Annotated in this window: 17 protein-coding genes; 8 read left to right on the forward strand and 9 right to left on the reverse strand. The window is 56.8% G+C overall.

From position 1 onward, the window contains the following. Positions 1–101: 101 nt before the first annotated feature. Positions 102–1,361, reverse strand: a complete 1,260-nt coding sequence (locus KHU29_RS00975) for an ABC transporter substrate-binding protein (protein WP_211450831.1) — start codon at positions 1,359–1,361, stop codon at positions 102–104. Between the two features lie 594 nt (positions 1,362–1,955). Here KHU29_RS00975 and KHU29_RS00980 point away from each other — a divergent pair. The 3 genes from KHU29_RS00980 to KHU29_RS00990 all read left to right on the forward strand — a co-directional run bounded on the left by KHU29_RS00980 (position 1,956) and on the right by KHU29_RS00990 (position 5,402). After that, positions 1,956–3,200, forward strand: coding sequence for an ABC transporter substrate-binding protein (locus tag KHU29_RS00980; protein ID WP_246541319.1), 1,245 nt, complete (start codon positions 1,956–1,958; stop codon positions 3,198–3,200). Further along, positions 3,197–3,910, forward strand: a complete 714-nt coding sequence (locus tag KHU29_RS00985; RefSeq protein ID WP_343216017.1) for a response regulator — start codon at positions 3,197–3,199, stop codon at positions 3,908–3,910. The genes KHU29_RS00980 and KHU29_RS00985 overlap by 4 nt, the downstream gene beginning before the upstream one ends. Before the next feature lie 91 nt (positions 3,911–4,001). Next, positions 4,002–5,402 (forward strand): ATP-binding protein, encoded by a 1,401-nt coding sequence (locus KHU29_RS00990; RefSeq protein WP_425514439.1) that lies wholly within the window; start codon positions 4,002–4,004, stop codon positions 5,400–5,402. 93 nt (positions 5,403–5,495) lie between these two features. On the opposite strand, the gene KHU29_RS00995 is transcribed toward KHU29_RS00990, so the two are convergent. Both KHU29_RS00995 and KHU29_RS01000 read right to left on the reverse strand, forming a co-directional pair. Beyond that, complete coding sequence (locus tag KHU29_RS00995; RefSeq protein ID WP_211450834.1) at positions 5,496–6,398, reverse strand: LysR substrate-binding domain-containing protein; 903 nt, start codon at positions 6,396–6,398, stop codon at positions 5,496–5,498. 466 nt (positions 6,399–6,864) lie between these two features. After that, positions 6,865–7,290 (reverse strand): DUF4019 domain-containing protein, encoded by a 426-nt coding sequence (locus KHU29_RS01000; RefSeq protein ID WP_211450835.1) that lies wholly within the window; start codon positions 7,288–7,290, stop codon positions 6,865–6,867. Positions 7,291–7,623: 333 nt separating this feature from the next. Between KHU29_RS01000 and KHU29_RS01005 the strand changes: the two genes are divergently transcribed. Continuing rightward, positions 7,624–9,747, forward strand: a complete 2,124-nt coding sequence (locus KHU29_RS01005) for a TonB-dependent receptor family protein (RefSeq protein ID WP_211450836.1) — start codon at positions 7,624–7,626, stop codon at positions 9,745–9,747. 48 nt (positions 9,748–9,795) lie between these two features. Here KHU29_RS01005 and KHU29_RS01010 read toward each other — a convergent pair whose 3' ends face one another. Continuing rightward, positions 9,796–10,983 carry an acyl-CoA dehydrogenase gene (locus KHU29_RS01010; RefSeq protein WP_211450837.1) on the reverse strand — a complete coding sequence of 396 codons (1,188 nt, stop codon included), beginning with the start codon at positions 10,981–10,983 and terminating at the stop codon, positions 9,796–9,798. Between the two features lie 232 nt (positions 10,984–11,215). On the opposite strand from KHU29_RS01010, the gene sorA reads away from it, so the two are divergent. Both sorA and sorB read left to right on the forward strand, forming a co-directional pair. Beyond that, complete coding sequence (gene sorA / locus KHU29_RS01015; RefSeq protein WP_211450838.1) at positions 11,216–12,445, forward strand: SorA family sulfite dehydrogenase catalytic subunit; 1,230 nt, start codon at positions 11,216–11,218, stop codon at positions 12,443–12,445. A gap of 9 nt (positions 12,446–12,454) precedes the next feature. Beyond that, positions 12,455–12,790: a SorB family sulfite dehydrogenase c-type cytochrome subunit gene (gene sorB / locus KHU29_RS01020; RefSeq protein ID WP_211450839.1), complete on the forward strand. Its 336-nt coding sequence runs from the start codon at positions 12,455–12,457 to the stop codon at positions 12,788–12,790. Positions 12,791–12,863: 73 nt separating this feature from the next. Here the strand turns inward: sorB and KHU29_RS01025 are convergent, their stop codons facing one another. Both KHU29_RS01025 and KHU29_RS01030 read right to left on the reverse strand, forming a co-directional pair. Further along, entirely contained in the window at positions 12,864–13,979 is a 1,116-nt protein-coding gene (locus KHU29_RS01025) for an alkene reductase (RefSeq protein WP_425514432.1), read from the reverse strand. Positions 13,980–14,163: 184 nt separating this feature from the next. Continuing rightward, on the reverse strand, positions 14,164–14,760 hold the full coding sequence (locus tag KHU29_RS01030; protein WP_211450841.1) for a TetR/AcrR family transcriptional regulator: 597 nt from the start codon (positions 14,758–14,760) through the stop codon (positions 14,164–14,166). 297 nt (positions 14,761–15,057) lie between these two features. Here KHU29_RS01030 and KHU29_RS01035 point away from each other — a divergent pair, with 297 nt between their 5' ends. Next, entirely contained in the window at positions 15,058–16,302 is a 1,245-nt protein-coding gene (locus KHU29_RS01035) for an MFS transporter (RefSeq protein ID WP_246541320.1), read from the forward strand. A gap of 15 nt (positions 16,303–16,317) precedes the next feature. On the opposite strand, the gene KHU29_RS01040 is transcribed toward KHU29_RS01035, so the two are convergent. Both KHU29_RS01040 and KHU29_RS01045 read right to left on the reverse strand, forming a co-directional pair. Continuing rightward, a complete protein-coding gene (locus KHU29_RS01040; RefSeq protein ID WP_211450843.1) occupies positions 16,318–16,791 on the reverse strand; it encodes a nuclear transport factor 2 family protein in 474 nt (157 codons plus the stop codon). 56 nt (positions 16,792–16,847) lie between these two features. Continuing rightward, entirely contained in the window at positions 16,848–17,774 is a 927-nt protein-coding gene (locus tag KHU29_RS01045; RefSeq protein WP_211450844.1) for a LysR family transcriptional regulator, read from the reverse strand. 138 nt (positions 17,775–17,912) lie between these two features. On the opposite strand from KHU29_RS01045, the gene lysA reads away from it, so the two are divergent. Further along, positions 17,913–19,154: a diaminopimelate decarboxylase gene (gene lysA / locus KHU29_RS01050; RefSeq protein WP_211450845.1), complete on the forward strand. Its 1,242-nt coding sequence runs from the start codon at positions 17,913–17,915 to the stop codon at positions 19,152–19,154. A 79-nt stretch (positions 19,155–19,233) separates the two neighbouring features. Here the strand turns inward: lysA and KHU29_RS01055 are convergent, their stop codons facing one another. Continuing rightward, positions 19,234–20,685 carry an efflux transporter outer membrane subunit gene (locus KHU29_RS01055; protein ID WP_211450846.1) on the reverse strand — a complete coding sequence of 484 codons (1,452 nt, stop codon included), beginning with the start codon at positions 20,683–20,685 and terminating at the stop codon, positions 19,234–19,236. Between the last annotated feature and the right edge of the window lies 1 nt (position 20,686).

Consider the following 20,686-nt stretch of genomic DNA (forward strand, 5'->3'; position numbering starts at 1 on the left):
TGGTCGGCAAAGGGCAAGGTCGATCTTAAACCCTTCCTTCGCCAACCGATAGCACTGTTGCAACAGGCGGCAATAGGCTGCAATAGGCCTGCAATAAGCGCTTACTGTTGCGGCTTATACCACTTGGCGAAACCAGCCTGGATTTGTGCAGCAGCTTCCTTAGGCGCCAGTTTGCCGTTGAGAACTTGGGCATTCACGTTCCACAGCTGGTTTTCCATGCTTGGTTCACCGCGGTTGAGGATTTGCGCGTTGAGGCGGATGGTCGACGAGCACGATTTACGCCAGTCGATCATCTGCTTGGCAACCGGGTCCTTGACCGAGATCAGGTGATCCGACAATGAGAAAAATCCAGTGACTTTGTTGGTGTAGATGTCAGCAAATTCTTGCGAACCAAGCCAGGCCAGGAATTTGTAGGCATCTTCCTTGTTCTTGGATTTCTTGTTGACGCCCATGCCGATATCGTTGTGATCGGAGATATAGCATTTGTCGCCGGCTTTAGGCACTGGCGGCGGGAACGCACCCATCGAGATTTTTGAATTGTCGTTGAAGTAGGCGATATCCCAGGAACCAGCTGGATAGATCGCTGCCTTGCCCAGTGCAAACTGATTCTGGCTGTCGCCATAAGTTTGCGAGCTGGCGCCCTTGGACAGGTATTTGCCCAGTTTGGCTTCGTATTCAAAGGCGTTGACGAAGTTAGGGTCGGTGAACTTTTCCTTGCCCGCGATCAGCGCCTTACGGCCTTCTTCGCCTTTCCAGTAGTTAGGACCGATACCGGTGAAGACGATCTGGCTGGATTCCCACTGGTCATTGGTGCCCAGCGCCAGCGGTGCGTATTTGCCATTGCTCTTGATGGTGTCGAGCACCTTGAAGAATTCGGCTTCAGTCTTCGGCGGTTGCAGGTTCAGGTCTTTGAAAATCTTCTGGTTGTACAGGAAGCCGTGGATCACCGAGGCGATTGGCATACAGAACGTGTCTTTGCCATCATCGCTTTGCCAAGCCGTCTTGGCCGAAGCAGGGAAGTGCTCCATGCCTGGTTTGCCATCCAGTTTTTCCAGGTTGCCCTTCTTGTATAGCGATAGGGAGACATCGAAAGGACGGCAAGCGATCAAATCGCCAGCGGTGCCGCCAGCCAGGCGCGCGGTCAGGCTGGAGTCGTATTCGGTAGGAGCGGTAGGCGCAAATTTGACTTCAATCCCGGGATTTTTTTTCTGGAAAGCCGGGATCAGCACGGTTTCCCACAAGGTCTTGTCATCGACGCGCCAGCTCTCAATCGTCAACGTGCCGGCTTGTGCCGTGCCAACGGTAGCCAGGGCGATCAGTACGGCATTGCGGATAGTGCGAATTCGGTTGATGGTTTGCATCAATGTCTCCTCTTGGATTTTTATGGCTTGGCTTTTATCGCTTGGGGTTTTAACTGTTTCTTCAGCTGCTTCTTTACTGCATCTGTAATGCGGCTCTTTCTAGAGCTCGAAGCCAATTAAAAGTGCCGCGAACAGACATTAGCACCATAAAAAATGTGCTGCCATCTTAGTTGTAATTTATCTTGATACTTTGTTTAAGTGATTGATTTTATTGGGGAAAGTTAAATTCTGTGATTTTTTACGATTACATATCTTTACAGAGCAACCAGCCAATTATTGTTCCCTCATCCGGCCGCAGGATCGATCGGCAGCGATACGGTCCTTCCGACACTATAGATAAAATTACGAAAACTTACGTTTCTTTACAAAACGAGAAGAGCATTAACGTTGTGTACCGGACTTGCGCTATAGTCACACGCGATGTGGGAGACGGAACAAGCATTTATAAGAATATCAACAAGGCGCTAGATGATTGATAAGCGACACGCGAATGACAGGGGGGAGGCGAAAACCCGGGCTTCAAGATCTTGTAGCTCGATCGTACTTCTGACAGTACTCCTGGCACTATTTTACCTATTCAAATATACGATCAGTATGGCCGACGCCGCCACCATGGCGCCGGTCGCCGTCGCGAATCAACCTGCCGCTGCTCTGCAGGTGGTGCACTGGTGGACCTCCGCCGGCGAGCGCAAGGCGGTTGACGTGCTGACCAGCAAACTTGCCGAAGAAAATATTCAATGGCGCGACCTGGCAATTCCTGGCGGCGCCGGCCTTGGCGCCAGCAAGGTGCTCAAGAGCATGGTGCTGGCAGGCAAAGCGCCTGAAGCCACCCAGCTCAACGGGATTGTGTTTGGCGAGTGGGCCGATCTCGGCTTGCTGCTGGAACTGGACGACGTCGCTACGCCGGGCGGCTGGCAAAAACTGTTGTTTCCCACAGTGTGGTCGCTGGTGCATAATCGCGGCCACGTGGTGGCGGTGCCGCTGGGCATACACCGCATCAATAACCTGTTCTATAACAAGAAGATTTTTGAGCGGCTCGGTTTGGTAGCGCCAAAAACCTGGGCTGAACTCGACCGGGTGGCAGAAAAACTCAAACAGGCCGGTATTACTCCGCTGGCGCAAAGCAGCGAAGCCTGGCAGGTCGCTACCTTGTTTGAAGCACTGGTGCTGGCCGAAAGCGGCCCCGCCTATTACCGCTCTTTGTTTGTCGATTTGAATCCAGGCGCATTCGGCGACGTCCGCATGACCCACGCGCTGAAGCGTCTGCGGGCGCTCAAGGAATGGATGCCGGCACCGCTCAAGGAGCGCCCGTGGCCGGACATGACACGGCAACTGGCCAACGGCGAGGCCGCCATGTTTGTCATGGGCGATTGGGCCAAGGGCGAGTTGCTGGCCTGGGGCTTGACCACTGACCAGGATTTTTCTTGCGTAGCGGTGCCAGGCACTGCAGACTATCATTTGTATAGCGTCGACACCCTGGCCATGTTTGCCGGCGACTATTCGCATCAGCCGGTGCAGGAAAAGCTGGCCCAGCTGATCATGTCGCAGCCGGTGCAAACCGCTTACAATCAAGCCAAGGGTGCGATTCCGGTGTGGCGCTCCCCGGATTTGTCGAAAATGGATAGCTGCTCGCGCGCTTCATGGAGCGCGTTCAGCAAGGGAAGTGCATTCCAGGCGCCTAGCCTGGTGCATCGCATGGCCGCCGACGAAACCGCGAAAGACGCCATCGTGGCTGAGGTGCATCGTTATTTCATGGACGACAAGATGGCCGAGAGCGATATCCAGCGTAAGCTGGCGAGCATTGCCCGGTCATTGTCGAAAACAGGAAAGCAGGAATAATGCGCAAGATATTGATCGTCGACGACGACCAGAAAACCCGGACGCTGTTAAAAGCCTATCTGGAGAAAAATCAGTATGAAGTGCGCCTGGCGCACAATGGCGAAGCATTCCTGGCAGAGTTTCAGCGCTACGCGGACGAGTTGTCGCTGGTGATCCTGGATGTGATGCTGCCGGATACGGATGGTTTCGCCCTGTGCAAAACCGTCAGGCGCCGTTCCAACGTGCCGATCATCATGCTCACAGCCAGTTCCGACGAGACTGACAGGGTGGTCGGCCTGGAGCTTGGCGCCGACGACTATATCGCTAAACCCTACAGCCCGCGGGAACTGCTGGCGCGGATCAAAGCCATCCATCGCCGCAGCGGCATAGACAGCGCCGTCGCGCCGCGCTATTACCGCTTCGTCGGTTTTACGCTGGATACGGTGGAGCGCACCCTGAGCGACCCGGACGGCCAGCTGGTGGCGCTTACCGGCCTCGATTATCAACTGCTGAAATATTTTGTCGAGCACCCGGGCGATGTGCTCGATCGCGGCGTGCTATGCGAAGAAACCCGCGGCCGCGATGTCGGACCGTTGGACCGTTCGCTGGATGTGCAGATCAGCAAATTGCGCTTGCGCCTGAACGATGGCGGCAAAGATCCGCATTTGATCAAGACGGTGCGTGGCGCCGGCTATGTATTCTCTGCCGATGTGGCCGCTGCGCAAATCTGAAGCGGTACCCAAGCGTAGCTGGTCAGCCTGGTATAGCCAGTTGCTGTCCTGGCTGTTGCCGCATACGTTGCTGGGGCGGCTGTCGGTAGTCATGGTGTTCGGCGTGCTGGTGACGCAATTGGCAGGCGGCTTGATCTGGTCTGCGCAGTTACGCAGCAAGGCGGAAGTCGAAACCAAGACTGCGGCCCAGCATCTGGCGCACACCGCGGCCAGCGCGATCCGTTTTTTCATGAGCTTGCCGGCAAATTATCGGCCGATCCTGATCCAGCAGTTGCGTGAAATGGGCGGCACCCGATTTTTTGTAAATACCAACGACGGCCCCGTCACCATCCACAAGATTGCAGACAACCCCCTGGCCAACATGGCGCTGGCCGATATCGGCGCGACACTGAAAACCGATCTGCCTTTCCTGCCCGGATTCCGCCTGGCGTTTGCCTGGCCCGACGATCTGATGGTGTCGCCGGAAGGTTTGCAGGTTGCGGATCTGCCGGACAGCTGGGTTCAGCACACGCTGTTGATCAAGCCCAACCCGGCGCCGGTGCTGGTAATCCAGACCGAGCTTGAGCCAGGCAACTGGCTATATCTGGCGGCACTGATGCCTAATCCTTATTTCCTCGATAGCGATAATCCCTTGTCGCCGGAACGGCTGTTGTTGCAAGGCGTGTCGTTGGCCACCGTGCTGTTGCTGTCGATCCTGGTAGTGCGCTGGACCACGCGCCCGCTGGCGGCGCTATCGGATGCCGCCGAAGCGTTCGGCAAAGGCGAGATTGCGCCGGAACTGCCGGAAACCGGCAGCCGCGAATTTATCAAGACCGCGCGCGCTTTCCGCGCCATGCGCGAGCGCATCAAGCGTTATCTGGATGATCGCGAGCGTTTGTTTGTCTCTATCTCGCATGATTTGCGGACGCCGATTACGCGCCTGAAGTTGCGTACCGAATTGCTCGACGACGAGGAGCTGCGCAGCGAATTCCATGAAGACCTGGATGAGCTCGACATGATGGTGAAAGGCGCTTTGCAATCGGTCAAGGACAGCGATATCCATGAAAACCGCACAGAGGTAAAGCTTGACGCGCTGATCTTGCGCATGATCCGCGACGCCCGCATGGCGGGGCATGAAGTGGCGTTCAATGAATCGGGATTGACGGTGATGGCAAAGCCGCTGGCGCTCAAGCGCGCTATCGGCAACTTGTTCGACAACGCCTTGCACTACGGTGAAAAAGTCGAAATCGCGGTGACTGCCGTTACCGACGAGTCAGGCAACGAAATCCAGATCGAGATTCGCGATCACGGCCCGGGCGTGCCCGAAGAAGCCTTGCATAGTTTGTTTGATCCATACACCCGGCTGGAGCATGGCCGCGACCAGAACGCCGGCGGCATGGGGCTAGGCTTGGGTATCGCACGCAATATCGTGCAAGCGCATGGCGGTGAGCTGCAGTTGCACAACCACATCGATGGCGGCCTGGTGGCAACCATCGTCTTGCCTGCGAGTTAGCTCAGCCGGCCGTAGAAGCTATTCGTTTTTACCGCAAATGCGACAAGCAACCCGAACAGACCTCTGATCACTACGTCGTCGATTCGGCTTGTACTACAAACCGAAATTATAGTTCTTCGCAACGTGCAAGGCCGCCTCGCGCAGGTCATGCGCCAGTTCCGAGCGGATGCCGCCGCTTGGATAGGCGAGTATGTATTTGTAGGTGATATCGGCCTTGAACGGGCGCGTGATGACGCCGTGAGGGCGCCAGATCTTGGCTGCAAACGGTTCCACGATAGCCACCCCGAAACCATTCGCAACCATGGCGTAGCGGGTGTGCGAAGTATGCGTCTGAATCGTGTAATTGGGACGGATCTCGGACGATTTCAACGTCGATAATTCGCGGTCATAGGACTGCGCGCTGTTGGGCATCCAGCCGATCACGTTTTCGCCGTCAAGATCTTCGGGTACGATGATTTCTTTCTGCGCCAGGGGATGGGTCGCCAGCATCGCGCACAGTACGGTCGCTTCCATGATCGGTTCGACCTCGATACCGGCAAATGGCGGAAACGCCAGGCTCAACGCCATGTCGACCTTGAGGTCTTGCAGGCTGACCAGGATCTCGGGCACGGTGCAGCTATCGATCTTGACCGAGACATCCGGATGCTGTTTAAAGAAACGCTGCAATATCTCGGGCAGCAAGGTGGTGGATAACACCGGCAGGCAGGCAATCGTGAGGCCTTCCGGCGCTTCATGGCGAATGGTGCCGGCCACTTGCATCAGCCGCTCCAGCCCCAGGAAATTTTCTTCAACCGCCTTATAAAAGCGCACACCGGCGTTGGTCGGCTCCAAACGGCCTTTGGCGCGGTTGAACAAACGGAAACCGAGGTCAGCCTCTAAATCTGCGATCAGCCGGCTGATTGCCGGTTGGGTCACATGCAGGCGGCGGGCGGCAGACACGCTGGTGCCGGAAATCATCAGGGAACGGAAGGCTTCGATTTGTCTGAAACGGATCATGGTCTTGTATCAATGCTGAGTGCTGTCTCGTGCGCACCTTACGCCATATAACAAACTGATATGGTGCATACGAATTTGTGAGTGGACATGATATTCCATTCTTGTAACACTGTGTGCATTGGAGATGTGGTAATTGGCGCTGCCAATATTACCCGTCTCGCGAAGAATTACGCTGAATAACATTCAATGATATTCGATGATATTCAGTAAGCGCACGGACAGATCCATGCTGTCATCTGCGCGAAAGAATTCTGGTTATGTCCAGATTTGCCCACAAGGCGCCCTGTATTAAGAGATTTCGAGGCCCTCACGAGGTGGCTTTCGGATCCTGGGGTTGAGCTAAGCCGCCAAGGCCGTCACGCTTTCAATCACCGTTCCTTCTGGTTTGCCCCGTCCGCAATCTTTCACTGCTCCCATAGTTCGCCTTTGCCATTCACTGCTATCCCTGCTATCCCTGCTATTTCCGTTAGCGAATGAAATAGCCCGAAACTTTCCAGCTGCCGTCTTTTTCACGCATAGGTGTGACGGCCTCGAGTGCGGACTTTTTGTTTTCGAACTGTGTTTCGTACTGGATCAGCACATATTCGCCATCGGGCGCACCGGGTAAGGTGGTCGCATATTCCGTGCTTTTGAGCTCACGTGCCTTGACCGTGCCAAGCGGTGCTCTTAACGAGCGGATGTTGGTTTCCCACGTGTTTTTTGCGATGCCGGTCTTAAAGAATGTACCGGCACGCTCCCAGCTTTCGCCGTATTTGCCGGCATCGGTTAGTGTCAGCCACGCAGTGGCCGCTGCCTCGGCTTGCTTGATGAGTTCGGTTTGCTGGTCCGCAGCGAAGGAGGGCGTGGCGGATGTCAGCAGCACGGCGGCGACTAGTGTCAGTATGGTTTTCATTTTCCGTTTCCCCCTGGATTAAATTTCAGTAGGTCGCGCAGATGGGCATATGTCTTGCCGATACGATCAGATCATAGGGGTTGCCGCAGCTATTTGCAATGCAGCCGTATTGCTCATGCTGCCCGGTAGCGAGCTGCGGCAGAGAAACCAAAAAAACAACATTTTCGGGACTTTACATTGACATATATAATGAGAATCATTATTGTTTGTAACTTTCCGTAACTCACCAACCCACCCACCCACCGCCAGCCAGTATCTCCCGTTCCCGACCATGTCGCGTAGCAATAGAACAGCCAGTGCGAACATGAATTGCGTATCAGGAGAATAAACCGCATGGCAGCCTTTGAATTTCCCCAGACTCTGACCACCCCGCGCTTGAAATGCTCTGCTGCCGTCACCTTGGCGCTGGCAGTACTGGCGTCGCCGGCGACGCTGCACGCGCAACAGGCTGATGCTTCCGCCGCTACAGCTGAAGAACATACGCTGGAATCGATCCAGGTCAGCGGCGACTGGCTCGGCACCGGCTTGCAAAACAGCGTCAAGCGCTATCCCGGCGCGCGCACGGTGGTCAAGAAAGAAGATATCGAGGATTCCGGCGCGGCCAGCATCGGCGACGTGATGCGCCGTATTCCCGGCGTACAGGTGAGCGACAATTCCAGTTCCGCCGGCAGTTCAGTTTCGCTGAATATCGGCGTGCGCGGCTTGGCAGGGCGCTTTTCGCCACGCTCCACGGTACTGCTCGACGGCATTCCGCTGGCAGTCGCGCCCTATGGCCAGCCGCAGTTGTCGTTTGCGCCGGTCAGCCTGAACAATATCGAATCGATCGACGTCGTGCGCGGCGCCGGCTCGGTCCGCTTCGGTCCGCAGAACGTCGGCGGCATCATCAATTTCAAGACCCGCGCGATTCCTGCCGAGCCAGGTTTCAATGGCGACGCTACCGTGCGCACCAACAATTACACCGAGGCCGGCGGCGCCAACCGCCAATACAGTGCCTTCGTCGGCAGCCAGCTCGATAACGGTCTCGGCCTGGCGGTGCTGTATTCCGGCGTCGATGGCTCCGGCTGGCGCGCCAACAGCGGCGAAACGGTCAACGATTTCGCCTTGAAATACCGCTACCAGCTAACCCCGGGTTCCGAGATCTACGGCAAGCTGTCGTACTACGATGTGCGCTCGCAGACGCCGGGCGGCCTGACTGCGGCGCAATACGCCGCCAATCCTTTCCAGAACACCCGGCCCACCGACTTCTGGAGCGGTACCCGCAAAGGCGCCGATATCGGCTACCTGAACACGATTTCCGACACCCAGGAATTCGAGGTCCGCACCTATTACAACGAGAGTTTCCGTCAAAGTACGCTGATCAACGGGAAAGTCCTCGGCCATCAGCCACGCACTTACCAGACGCTGGGAATCGAGCCGCGCTACACGCAACGCTTCAACCTCGGCGGTAGCACCAACGATGTGACGGTCGGCTATCGCTATATCCGCGAAACCGGCAATGACCTGGTGTACAACACATCGGTAGCAACCGGAATCGCAACGCCGCCGTCTAGCTCATTCGATAATTTCACCGGCGCCCACTCGGTCTACATCGACGACAAGATTTCGCTCGGCGACTGGCGTATTACACCCGGCATCCGCTACGAGCATATCCGATCGACCCGTACCGATGTCCTCAACGGCCCGGTATTCCCGATCGATAACAACAAGGCGCTGCCATCACTCAGCTTGGCTTATCTGCTGAGTCAGAACCTGACGCTGTTCAGCAATTACAGCACTGCGTTCGGCCCGGTCCAGAATACCCAGCTGAATGCCGCGATCGTCGGCAATCCGCTGGTGCCGGAAGTAGCGAAGACCGCCGAAATCGGCGCGCGCTGGAAGAGCCGCCAGCTGTCGGCCGAGATCACCGCTTTCGACATCCGTTTCGACAACCAGATCCAGCAAGTGGCAGGCAGCTCGCCGGCAGTGTTCCAGAATATCGGCGCCACCCGTCACGATGGCGTCGAGACGGCCATCGACTATGCTTTTGACAAGGCAGGCGTGCTGGCCGGCCTGAATCTCTACGCCAACTATACCTACACCCGCGCGCTGCAGAAATCCGGCCCGACCGCCGGTCTCGACGTGCCTTTCTACTCGCGCAATACAGACACCATCGGCGCTCGTTATGCGATCGGCGCCTGGGGCTTCGATCTGTCGACCACGCATCAAAGCCGGCAGTTTTCGGATAACGCCAATACCATCGCCGAAAGCGCGAATGGCGGCAACGGCGAGATTCCCGGCTTCCGCACCTGGAATGCGCAAGTCAACTGGAAAGTGCCGGGTTTGAAGGGGGCGGAGCTGCTGGCTGGCGTCAATAACCTGACCGACAAGCGTTATTTCACCCGCACCACCGATTCGAACATCGGCAAGCTGGTTGGCGCGCCACGCATGGTATACATGCAAGGACGCATCGTCTTCTGATATACAGAAAGATAGTAGGGTGGGCACGCATGCCCACCCTACGGGGACTTAGTTGGCAAACGCCGCTATCCCGGTTTGCGCCCGCCCTAGAATCAGCGCATGCACATCGTGCGTTCCTTCGTAGGTATTCACCACTTCCAGATTGACCAGATGACGAATCACGCCGTATTCGTCGGAAATGCCGTTACCGCCCAACATGTCGCGCGCAACCCGTGCAATCGCCAGCGCCTTGCCGCAGGAGTTACGTTTCATGATGGAAGTGATTTCGACCGATGCACTGCCTTCATCCTTCATGCGACCAAGTCGCAGACAGCCTTGCAGCGCCATCGTGATATCCGTTTGCATGTCGACCAGCTTGACTTGCACCAGCTGATTGGCGGCCAGCGGCCGGCCGAACTGCTTGCGATCCATGGTGTACTGGCGCGCCGCATGCCAGCAGAATTCCGCCGCGCCCAGCGCACCCCAGGCAATGCCATAGCGGGCCGAGTTGAGACAGGTGAACGGGCCTTTCAAGCCGCGCACATCCGGAAAGGCGTTTTCTTCAGGGCAGAACACCTGATCCATCACGATTTCACCGGTGATTGAAGTGCGCAGGCCGACCTTGCCATGGATGACCGGCGTCGTCAGGCCTTTCCAGCCTTTTTCAAGAACGAAGCCGCGGATAGCGCCCTCATCATCCTTGGCCCAGACCACAAATACGTCGGCGATCGGACTGTTGGTGATCCACATCTTGCTGCCGGAGATCTGGTAGCCGCCGTCGACCTTGCGTGCGCGCGTAACCATGCTGCCGGGATCGGAGCCATGATCCGGTTCGGTCAGGCCGAAGCAACCGATCAGCTCGCCGCTAGCCAGTCGGGGCAGGTACTTTTGCCTGGTGACCTCGCTGCCGAATTCAAAAATCGGCAGCATCACCAGCGAGCTTTGCACACTCATCATGGAGCGGTAGCCGGAATCGACGCGTTCTATTTCGCGGGCAATCAAGCCATAGCTGACGTAATTCAGGCCGGCGCCGCCGTATTCTTCCGGAATCGTCGCGCCGAGCATGCCGAGCGCACCCATTTCCCGGAAAATTCCGGTATCGGTTTGCTCCTGGCGGAACGCCATCAGCACCCGTGGCGCCAGTACGTTGCTGGCGTAGGCAGCCGCGCTGTCGCGCACCATGCGCTCATCGCCACTGAGTTGCTGCTCCACCAAGAGCGGATCGTCCCACTGGAAGCTGGTGTTTGATGAGGACATTTTTTCTCCAAATTTATTTTTGATGCGATTTGACTATCTGCTTACCCACCTACCTACCTATTGCATAGGTAGATATCAGCTTTGCAATTTGCTTTACGGTTTGCTGCTATCGTACTAAAGTTCTTGTCATATTACTCGATGAAAAATGCGCTGAGCTGGCCGCACCGCAGCAATTTTTGATGGCGGGTCAGCTTGCATAACTACAACAATATTGATATCGCAGGAGACAGCCATGAAATTCGATGAAGGCGATGCCACATCCAGCCGTCGTAAATTTTTGCAGCATGCGGGGCTTGCTGCAAGTTCGCTGGCGCTGGCGCCGCTGCACGGTTTTGCGGCCACCACCAGCATACCGGTGGATAACGGTGAGCGAGACCTGGTCGCCTATCCGCAAAAACGCCCCTTGATGCGGATTACGACGCGCCCGCCGCATCTTGAAACGCCGTTCAGTGTGTTCAACGAAGGGCCGCTTACTGCGAACGATGCATTTTTCGTGCGCTACCACCTGGCCAACATTCCGACCTCGATTGATGCCGGCACCTATCGCTTGAAGATCAGCGGCCGGGTCACGCGTGAACTGTCGCTGTCGCTGGCCGAGCTGAAGGCGATTGCGCCGGCAGTAGAAGTGGTGGCGGTCAACCAGTGTTCCGGCAACAGCCGCGCCTTTTCAACGCCGCGCGTATTCGGCGCCCAGCTCGGCAACGGCTCCATGGGGAATGCGCGTTGGGTCGGCGTGCCGTTGAAGGCGGTGCTGGAACATGCCGGCGTGCTGGCTGACGCCAAGCAAGTGAGTTTCAACGGACTCGATCAACCAGTGCTGCCGACCACGCCAGACTTTATCAAGGCGCTTGATATCGATCACGCCCTCAGCGGCGAGCCGATCATCGCGTGGTCCATGAACGGCGCCGATATTCCTTTTTTGAACGGCTATCCGATCAAATTGATCGTACCTGGATATTTCGGCACATATTGGGTCAAGCATCTGAATGAAATCGAGGTGCTGGATCACGTCTATGACGGCTTCTTCATGGCGACGGCGTACCGGGTGCCCGACAATGATTGCATGTGCGTGACGCCCGGAACCGCGCCAGGAAAAACACGGCCGATTTCGCGTCTGAAGACACGTTCCTTCATCACCAGCCTGCATGACGGCTCGGTGATCCATGCCGGACGCCGAACTGAACTGAAAGGAATTGCTTTCGATGGCGGCAGTGGCATCAAGGCCGTCGATATTTCGGCCGATGGCGGTCAGACATGGAAGAGTGCGGTGCTGGGCAAAGATCTTGGGAAATACTCTTTCCGCGAATGGCGCTTCGGCATTACGCCGTCGCACAAAGGGGAATTGCTGCTGATGGTAAGGGCGACCGCGCAGAGCGGTGAAATCCAGCCGCTTGAAGCCACCTGGAATCCTGCAGGTTACGCGCGCAACGTGATCGAAACCACCAAAATAAGCGTTGCTTAGGAGATCGCCATGAACTACGTAAAAACGATGGTTGCCGGCGTACTATTCAGCGTTGCTGCGATTGTATCGGCAGCCCCCTTGAGCATTACGCTGCCGCAGGAAACGGCCCAGCTCAAGCCTTCCACGCATCCGGGTTATGTGGTTGCTACGCAAATGTGCGCGATTTGCCATTCTGCCGACTACATCAACCAGCAGCCCGGCAAGATGAGTCTGACGCAATGGACTGCGGAAGTGGCGAAAATGCAGCACGCATATGGCGCGCCTTTGAGCGATGACCAGGTTAAGCAGATTGGAGAGTATCTGGCGATCACCTATGGCAGTGAGAAGCCGGCAGCAGCACCATAGCTGCGCCGGCTATGAGTCTCGATCGCTTGTGCAATTCGGATGAGGTGCGCAAGCGGATCGCTTCGATTGCTGGTTACGCTTCCGTCAACGCCGGGTAATCGGTATACCCGTGTTCACCCACGCCGCCATACAGCGGCGCATCGGCAAACGGCACGTTCAACGGCAGGTTGTGCTGCAAGCGATATACCAAGTCCGGATTGGTAATGAAGGCGCGGCCGAAAGCGACCAGGTCGCCGTGACCGCTGGCGATGGCTTCGCGTGCCATCATGCGATCGTAGCCGTTATTCACCAGCCAAGCGCCGTCAAAGCGCTGATGCAGTGCTTCATAGTCAAACGGTGCGTTATCGCGCGGGCCGCCGGTGTGGCCTTCGACCACGTGCAAATAGGCCAGGCCAAACTGGTTGAGCTGTTCCACCAGATAGTTGAACAACAGCTGCGGCTGGCTTTCGCTGGAATCGTTGACCGGCGATACCGGTGAGAGGCGTACGCCGACCCGGCCGCCGCCGATTTCGGCGCTGGTTGCGGCCACCACTTCCAGCAACAGGCGGCTGCGATTTTCAATGCTGCCGCCGTAAATGTCGGTACGGTGGTTCGAGCCGTCACGCAGGAAGCTGTCGAGCAGATAGCCGTGCGCGCCGTGGATTTCTATACCGTCGAAGCCGGCTTCCATGGCGCGTCGCGCCGTTTGGCGGAAATCATCCACTACGCCAGGAATGTCTTCCAGCGCCAGTTCACGCGGCACCGAGGTGTCGACATAACCTTCGCCGGGAACAAAAGTCTTGGCATCGGCGCGGATTGCAGACGGCGCTACCGGCGCCTTGCCGTCCGGCTGGAACGAGACGTGCGACATGCGGCCGGTATGCCAGATTTGCACTACGATGCGGCCGCCTTTTTCATGCACGGCGTCGGTGATTTTTTTCCAGGCGGCGACTTGTTCCGGCGTATGCAGGCCTGGCGTGTTGGCGTAACCCTGGGCCTGGGCTGATACCTGGGTCGCTTCGGTAACGATCAGGCCGGCCGATGCGCGCTGGGCGTAATATTTCAGGTTCAATTCATTCGGCACATTGCCTTCGCCAGCGCGGTTGCGGGTCAGCGGCGCCATCACAATCCGGTTGGATACTTCGATGTCGCCGATACGGGCGGGTTGGAACAGGCTGTCTTCGGTACGGGTTTCAGGTGTGCGGCTCATGTACATTCCTTCGTGAATAAATCGCTGTCAGGCGATTGGTGGTTTGACTTGCTGCTGAAAAAAACAAACTGGAATACAGATTGATAATATTGATATTACATTGATAATGCGGATCAATAAATGACCGGTCGTCTCGAGTTTATTTTAAAAAAAGAATTCAATTCCTCCTGTTGCTTCTGTAACGCTACGGCAGGAAAAAATGATCGAACATCAGATTGACGCAAGCGCGCACCGGCACCGTCGAGCGCTCGATTTTCATGCGTAGCAGGGCGCCTTCCCAAGCATTCCAGAAAAAATCGGTTAGCTGCTCTGCGCTCAGATCGGTACGCACCGAGCCATCGGCCTGGGCTTTGCGCAGATAGCTGGCGAAGCGTTTGCGCCAACCGCCGACTACTTCCTGCAGGGTAAGGCGGCAGAGCTCACTGGATTCCGACATTTCGGCAGCAAAATTGCCCAGCAGGCAGCCGGCCTTCACCTCACACTGCTCGTGGTAACTGATGATGCGTTCGTAGGTATAGCGCAGCGCCGCCAGCGGTTGTTCCGGAGCCTCGGCAAAATAGGCCGACCACTTGTCCGCGAAGCCGGTAGCGTAGAACGAGATGACCTCGGCGCCGAAGTCTTCCTTGCTCTTGAAGTAGTTGTAAAACGAACCCTTGGGCACGCCGGCGGCATCGACGATTTCCTTGATGCCGGTGCCGTTGTAGCCTTGCTCCGCGAACAGCCTGAGGCCGGTTTCGAGCAAGGTTGCGCGGGTATCGTTGGGGGTGAGGGCTTTATTCATTCCGCTATTATATGACCAGTCGTCTCAAATTGCTTGACGTTGAATAATAATAATTTATTGATATCTTTTCCGTGCTTCGAAATTATCTCGAAAAGCTGCGGAATGCATCTTCGCGACCGTTCATTTCACCTATGAACATCCAGCATATTTAATTTGCGGCGGCAGGTAAATGTCGGCTGCATTACTGCTATCATTTGGTTAATGTTCCCATCAGGAACTATCCGTGCCGCGCTTACTTACCCAGTGTTGCCGCTTTCAGAGAGTTGCATTATTTTTAACGCATTCCGTCAATTTTTCATGCGCAAGCTGTCGGCTGATCCGATGCTGCGCCACCGCGATTTCCGCCGCTTCTGGCTGACCACCGTCATCGCCAGCTTCGGTGAACAGATCAGCAGCCTGGCGATTCCGCTCACCGCAGTACTGCTGCTGCAAGCCACTCCGGCCCAGATGGGCATGCTGATTGCATTGCAGACCTTGCCGTTCGCCTTGTTCTCGCTGCCGGTCGGCGTCTGGCTGGACCGGCGCAGCAAGTATCCGGTGTTGCTATGGTCGGAATTCCTGTTTGGCGTCGTGCTGGCGGTGATCCCGATAAGCTACTGGCTGGGTTTGTTGAACATGCATGTGCTGTACGCGGTCGGCTTCCTGATGGGGATCGGCTTTGTCATAGGCGGCAGCGCTTCCCAGGTATTTTTGGCGCAGTTGGTAGGGCGTGAGCATTTGCTGGATGCGCAGGGCAAGTTTGCCGCTACCGATTCGATGGCGCGCCTGGTCGGGCCGGGCATCGCCGGCATGCTGGTGCAATTGCTGACGGCGCCGGTAGCGGTGCTGGTCGATGCGCTCGGGTTCATCGGGTCTTGGTGGAATTTGCGGTATCTGCGCAAGCGTGACACCTATCCCGCGCCGTCCGATCGCCATCCTTTCCGCGAAATGGTGGATGGCATCAAGATGGTGTGGAACCATGAAGTGCTATGGGCGCTGGCTTGGGGGACCGCCTTGTGGCAGGTGCTGTTCAATGGTTACCTGGCCTTGCAGATCCTGTTCGCCACTCACCAGCTAGGCATGTCGCCAGGGGTGCTGGGTGCAGCGCAAACGCTGGGCGGCCTGGGAGTGCTGGTCAGCTCTATATTGCTCAAACCTTTGTCACGGCGATTCGGCAGCGGCCGCACGATCCTGATCGGCCTCGGCGGCACCGGCGCGGCGTGGCTGTTGCTGGCGACGATCCCGGCAAACCTGTTTGGCTCGCCGCTGCTGAGCGCACTGGCTTACGGCGTGGTGGTGTTCATCTTCGATTGCAGCGCCATGCTGTATTTCATGCCTTACCTGGCGCTGCGGCTGAAACTGACGCCGGACGCTTATCACGGCCGCATGGTGTCGACCATGCGTTTCATGACCGTGGCGGCGGCGCCGTTGGGCGCTTTGTCGGCCGGCTGGATTGCCGAACATCTGGGGGTGCGCAGCGGATTGATTGCTATCGCGGTGGGCGGCAGTTTGCTGACGTTCGGCTTACTGAAGACTTCGCCCTTGCGCGATATTCGGGATTGAAATTCTAGATTGAAGTCAGAGCCGATCCGGCACAGCGAGGCCGTCCCGTTCGTCTTCCCAGGCGAGCGAGACCAGCTTCCAGCCGTCGTCCATGCGGATCAATTGCAAAGTCTTGACGCCACGGGCTTGAAATGCCTGGCCGTCAAGGATCCCGGATTTTTCGTAAATGCAATAACGTTGGGCAATGCCGCCGAAGATATCGGTACGGGCCGACACTTCCTGTTCCTGGAACTCGGTCAATCGGCCGCCGCTCAGCAGTAGCCGGCGCGGTTCGATGAATTCCTGCAGCGTGTAGATTTCGCGGTCGGCGCCGTTGCACTTGATGATCAGGCCTTGCGGAATGAACATGCGATGGATGGCGTCGACATCCGGCTTGATGCCGTTCTTGTTGGTGAAGACGGAAAAAAAAGCCCGCGTCAGCGCGTCGATTTCGACTTCGGCTGTGGTGGACAGGGGCGACGTGCTTACAGTATGGGTAGGTGTGCGCATATGATTGCCAGGTGGCGATGTTGAAGACTAAGTGTATTAGTTTTGTACTGCCGTATTTATATTTTTTGCTTTAGCGCTCTCTTCAAGTATTTGGACAGCGTTAAAGCATGGTCATGCAAGAGGGCCTCGAATTCCTCGACAAGTGCGGAGGATGGCCGGTGATCCGGCCTGATGAGGCTAACGATAAACGGTATGGACTCGGAGAAGCGCCGTAATTGAAGACCGCGGCCCGCTTCGTCCATCGCTGTCAAGGGATTTACGATAGCCAGCCCTAAACCTTGCCGGACCATTGAGCATACAGACGCGGCACTCGCCGTTTCAATCGCTATACGACGATCTACACCGCTACGCTCGAAGACGTTGTCCAGCTGGCGCCGATAAGTGTCAAAGACAGACAAATTGACGAACGACTCTCCCGAAAAGTCCTGTGGTGTTAGCGTTGTCTTGGCCAATAGCGGATGTCCGTCTGGCAGGACGCATACCATATCCTCGGAAAACAAGAGCGATCGCCGGGTGGCTTGCGGCGTGACGGGAGTTTCGGTAAGGCCAATGTCATGACGCTGTGATGTCAGCCATTCCTCCAGCAACGGCGATTCCTGCGGCGTGATACTCAGACTGACAGCCGGGAATCGTTCCAGAAAACGACGGCACACCGAGGGTAGCAGCGTCTGTGAAAATGTAGGAAGACAAATAATAGATAGCTGCCCCTGTTTGAACTGCCTTATCGAAGAGGCGAGAGTAACTACACGTTCCAGGCCCAGGTATGAACGTTTCACTTCCTCAAAAAGCAATATGGCCGGCACGGTCGGCACTAGCCGACCGCGTACACGGTCGAACAAATTCATGTGAACCAGTGATTCAAAGCGGGCCAGATCCCTGCTGACGGTCGGTTGCGACGTGCGCAGCAAGGCTGCTGCCTCAGTCACACTGCCGGTGGTCATTACAGCTCGGAACACCTCAATATGCCTGAGTGAAATGGACATCGTTAGCAAATCCGAAAAATGTTAATCCATATCATATATGAATGGACTCCATAAAAATTGATATTTTATTGAATTCATTTTTTAACAGATCATTAAACCTGATTCCTTCCCGATTCCTTCTTGAACTGGTCACTACGTATGAATACAATTTCCCCGGATATGATGGCCGATCTCGCTCGGAGCTACGGAACGCCGTTATGGATCTATGACTCAAAAGCCATCGAGAACCAAGTGAAAAAACTGCGAGCCTTCGATGTGATTCGCTTCGCTCAGAAAGCCTGCTCAAATACTCACATACTAAAATTGTTGCGTGAACAGGGGGTGACTGTTGATGCGGTTTCACTGGGAGAGATTGAACGCGCATTACGCGCGGGGTTTAGCCGACAAGGGACGCCGGCGGGATTGATTTTTACCGCAGATGTAATAGATGCTCCCACCCTGGCAAAGGTCACAGAACTGGATATTGAGGTCAATGCCGGCTCGATCGACATGCTGGAACAGCTTGGGGCAGTTAAACCGGGTCACCGAGTCTGGCTGCGGGTCAATCCAGGTTTCGGCCACGGCCACAGCCACAAGACTAATACCGGCGGAGAAAACAGCAAGCATGGCATATGGCACGCTGATCTGCCCCAAGCGCTGGCGGTGATCGGGAAGCACAGCCTGCACTTGGTCGGGTTGCATATGCATATCGGTTCCGGGGTCGATTACGATCACTTGGAAAGGGTGTGCGCCACAATGACCGCGTTGGTGAAACAGCTCGGCCATGACATTGAAGCGATTTCAACCGGCGGCGGTCTTTGCATTCCCTATCGTGAGAATGCTGTGGCTGTCGATACCAATCATTACTTTGGTGTATGGGACGCGGCGCGCAAAGATATGGAGCAATATCTCGGCCATCCGCTTCGACTCGAGATTGAGCCAGGTCGTTTTCTGGTCGCTGAAGCTGGAATACTATTGTCAGAGGTGCGCGCGGTAAAGAACAGTGGGGCCAATCACTTCGTGCTGGTTGACGCCGGTTTCAACGACCTTATGCGTCCATCCATGTATGGCAGCTACCATCGCATATCGGTGATTCACAATAGCGAAACGTCGTCTGATGCGATAAGGCCACGCCCTACGGTGGTCGCCGGCCCACTTTGTGAATCCGGCGACGTGTTCACTCAGCATGAAGGTGGAATTGTCGAGCCGCGCATGATGCCTGGAGCTCGAGTCGGCGACTATCTGGTGTTTCATGACACGGGCGCATACGGTGCATCCATGTCATCGAACTACAACAGCCGGCCGCTATTGGCCGAAGTGCTGATCGACGACAACGCACATCGCCTCATTCGACGACGACAATCCATTTCAGAGCTGATTGCACTGGAGACCGGTTTGTGAAGTTGCGTAAGCAGCATCTTCGAAAATGGCGATGCGACACCAGTCACACCGCCACACCGCCATTTTTAAAATTGCTTGGTTACTTAGCCAGAGCCAAGGCGCTGTTACTGGCGGCAGCTTCATTCCAGCCGCCACCCAGCGCACGAATCAAGCCAACCGACGCCACTGCACGCTGGCCAACGGTCTGGCTTTTCGCACGTTGCGCGGAAAGACTTGAGCGTTGCGCGTCGATCACCTCAAAATAGCTGGTAGAGCCATTCCGATAGCGCGAATCGGCGAGGCGGGCTGCCAGTTGTGCCGACTTCACCGCATCTTCCTGAAAACGGATCTGATTATCCAGAGTGCGCAAGGCGCTCAGGTTATCTTCCACGTCCTGGAAGCCGACCAGCACCTGCTGCCGGTAATTGGCCACCACCGATTCATAGTTGGCATCTGCCTTTGCCAGGTTGGCCTTGTTGCGGCCACCGTCCAGCAAGGGCATATTGAGCACGGAGCCGACCACCGGTCCCAGCAGCCAGCTGCGGCTGGACCACTGGAACAGGTTGTGCAGCGCGTCCGACGCGAAGCCGCCGGAAGCCGTCAGCACCAGGCTCGGAAAGAAACCGGCTTTGGCCACGCCGATACGGGCGCTGGCGGCGGCCAGCTGGCGCTGCGCCTGGGCGATGTCCGGGCGCCGTTCCAGCAGATCGGAGGGTAGGCCTGGCGGCACGCTGACCGTTACCGGCTGCAGCGGCGCGGTGACCAGCGTGAACTGGGCCGGGGCCTTGCCGAGCAGGATTGCCAGCGCATGATCGCGCTGAGCGCGGCTGCGGCTGACACCTTCCTGTTCCGCTTGGGTCACCGACAGTTCGGTCTGCGCCTGCGCCACATCCAGCTCGCTGGTGTCGCCGGCATCATAGCGATGCTGCACCAGTCGCATGTTTTCCTGACGCAGCTTGATGGTTTGCTGCAGCACGTCGAGTTCCGAATCGAGCGAGCGGATCGCAAAATACTGCTGGGCGACATCGGCCTGCAGCGCCAGCAACACCGAACGGTAAGCCGCTTCCTGTCCTTCAACATCAAGGCGGGCGGCGCGGCTGCTGTCCGACAGACGGCCGAACAGGTCGACCTCATAGGAGGCGCCCAGCTGCGCCTGCCATTGGGTGGACGTGGCGCTGGCCGTGCCCTGGCGGGTCGGGCCGAAGGCGGCGCCCAGCTGGAACGCGCGGTCGGCATCGGCCAGGCCGGCGGTGGCGCGCGCTTCCTTGACGCGCGCCAATGCCATTGCCAGGGTCGGGCTGGATTGTGTGGCTTCACCGATCAGCCGGTTCAGCTCGGTATCGCCGAACACCGTCCACCAGGCGCCGCGATCGGCGCCATCGGCCGGCTGCGCGACTTTCCAGCTGCCATCCAGATTGGCGGCTTCCCGATATTGCGTCGGCAGATCAACCGCAATTTTTTCCGGCGGTTTGGTGGTGGAGCAACCGGCCAGCACCAGTGCGGCAACGAGCGTGCTGAGTTTCAGATTAAGGTCGAGACTAAGCGTTTTCATA

This window comes from Collimonas antrihumi, from assembly GCF_018304965.1.
GTDB classification, from domain to species: Bacteria; Pseudomonadota; Gammaproteobacteria; order Burkholderiales; family Burkholderiaceae_D; genus Collimonas; species Collimonas antrihumi.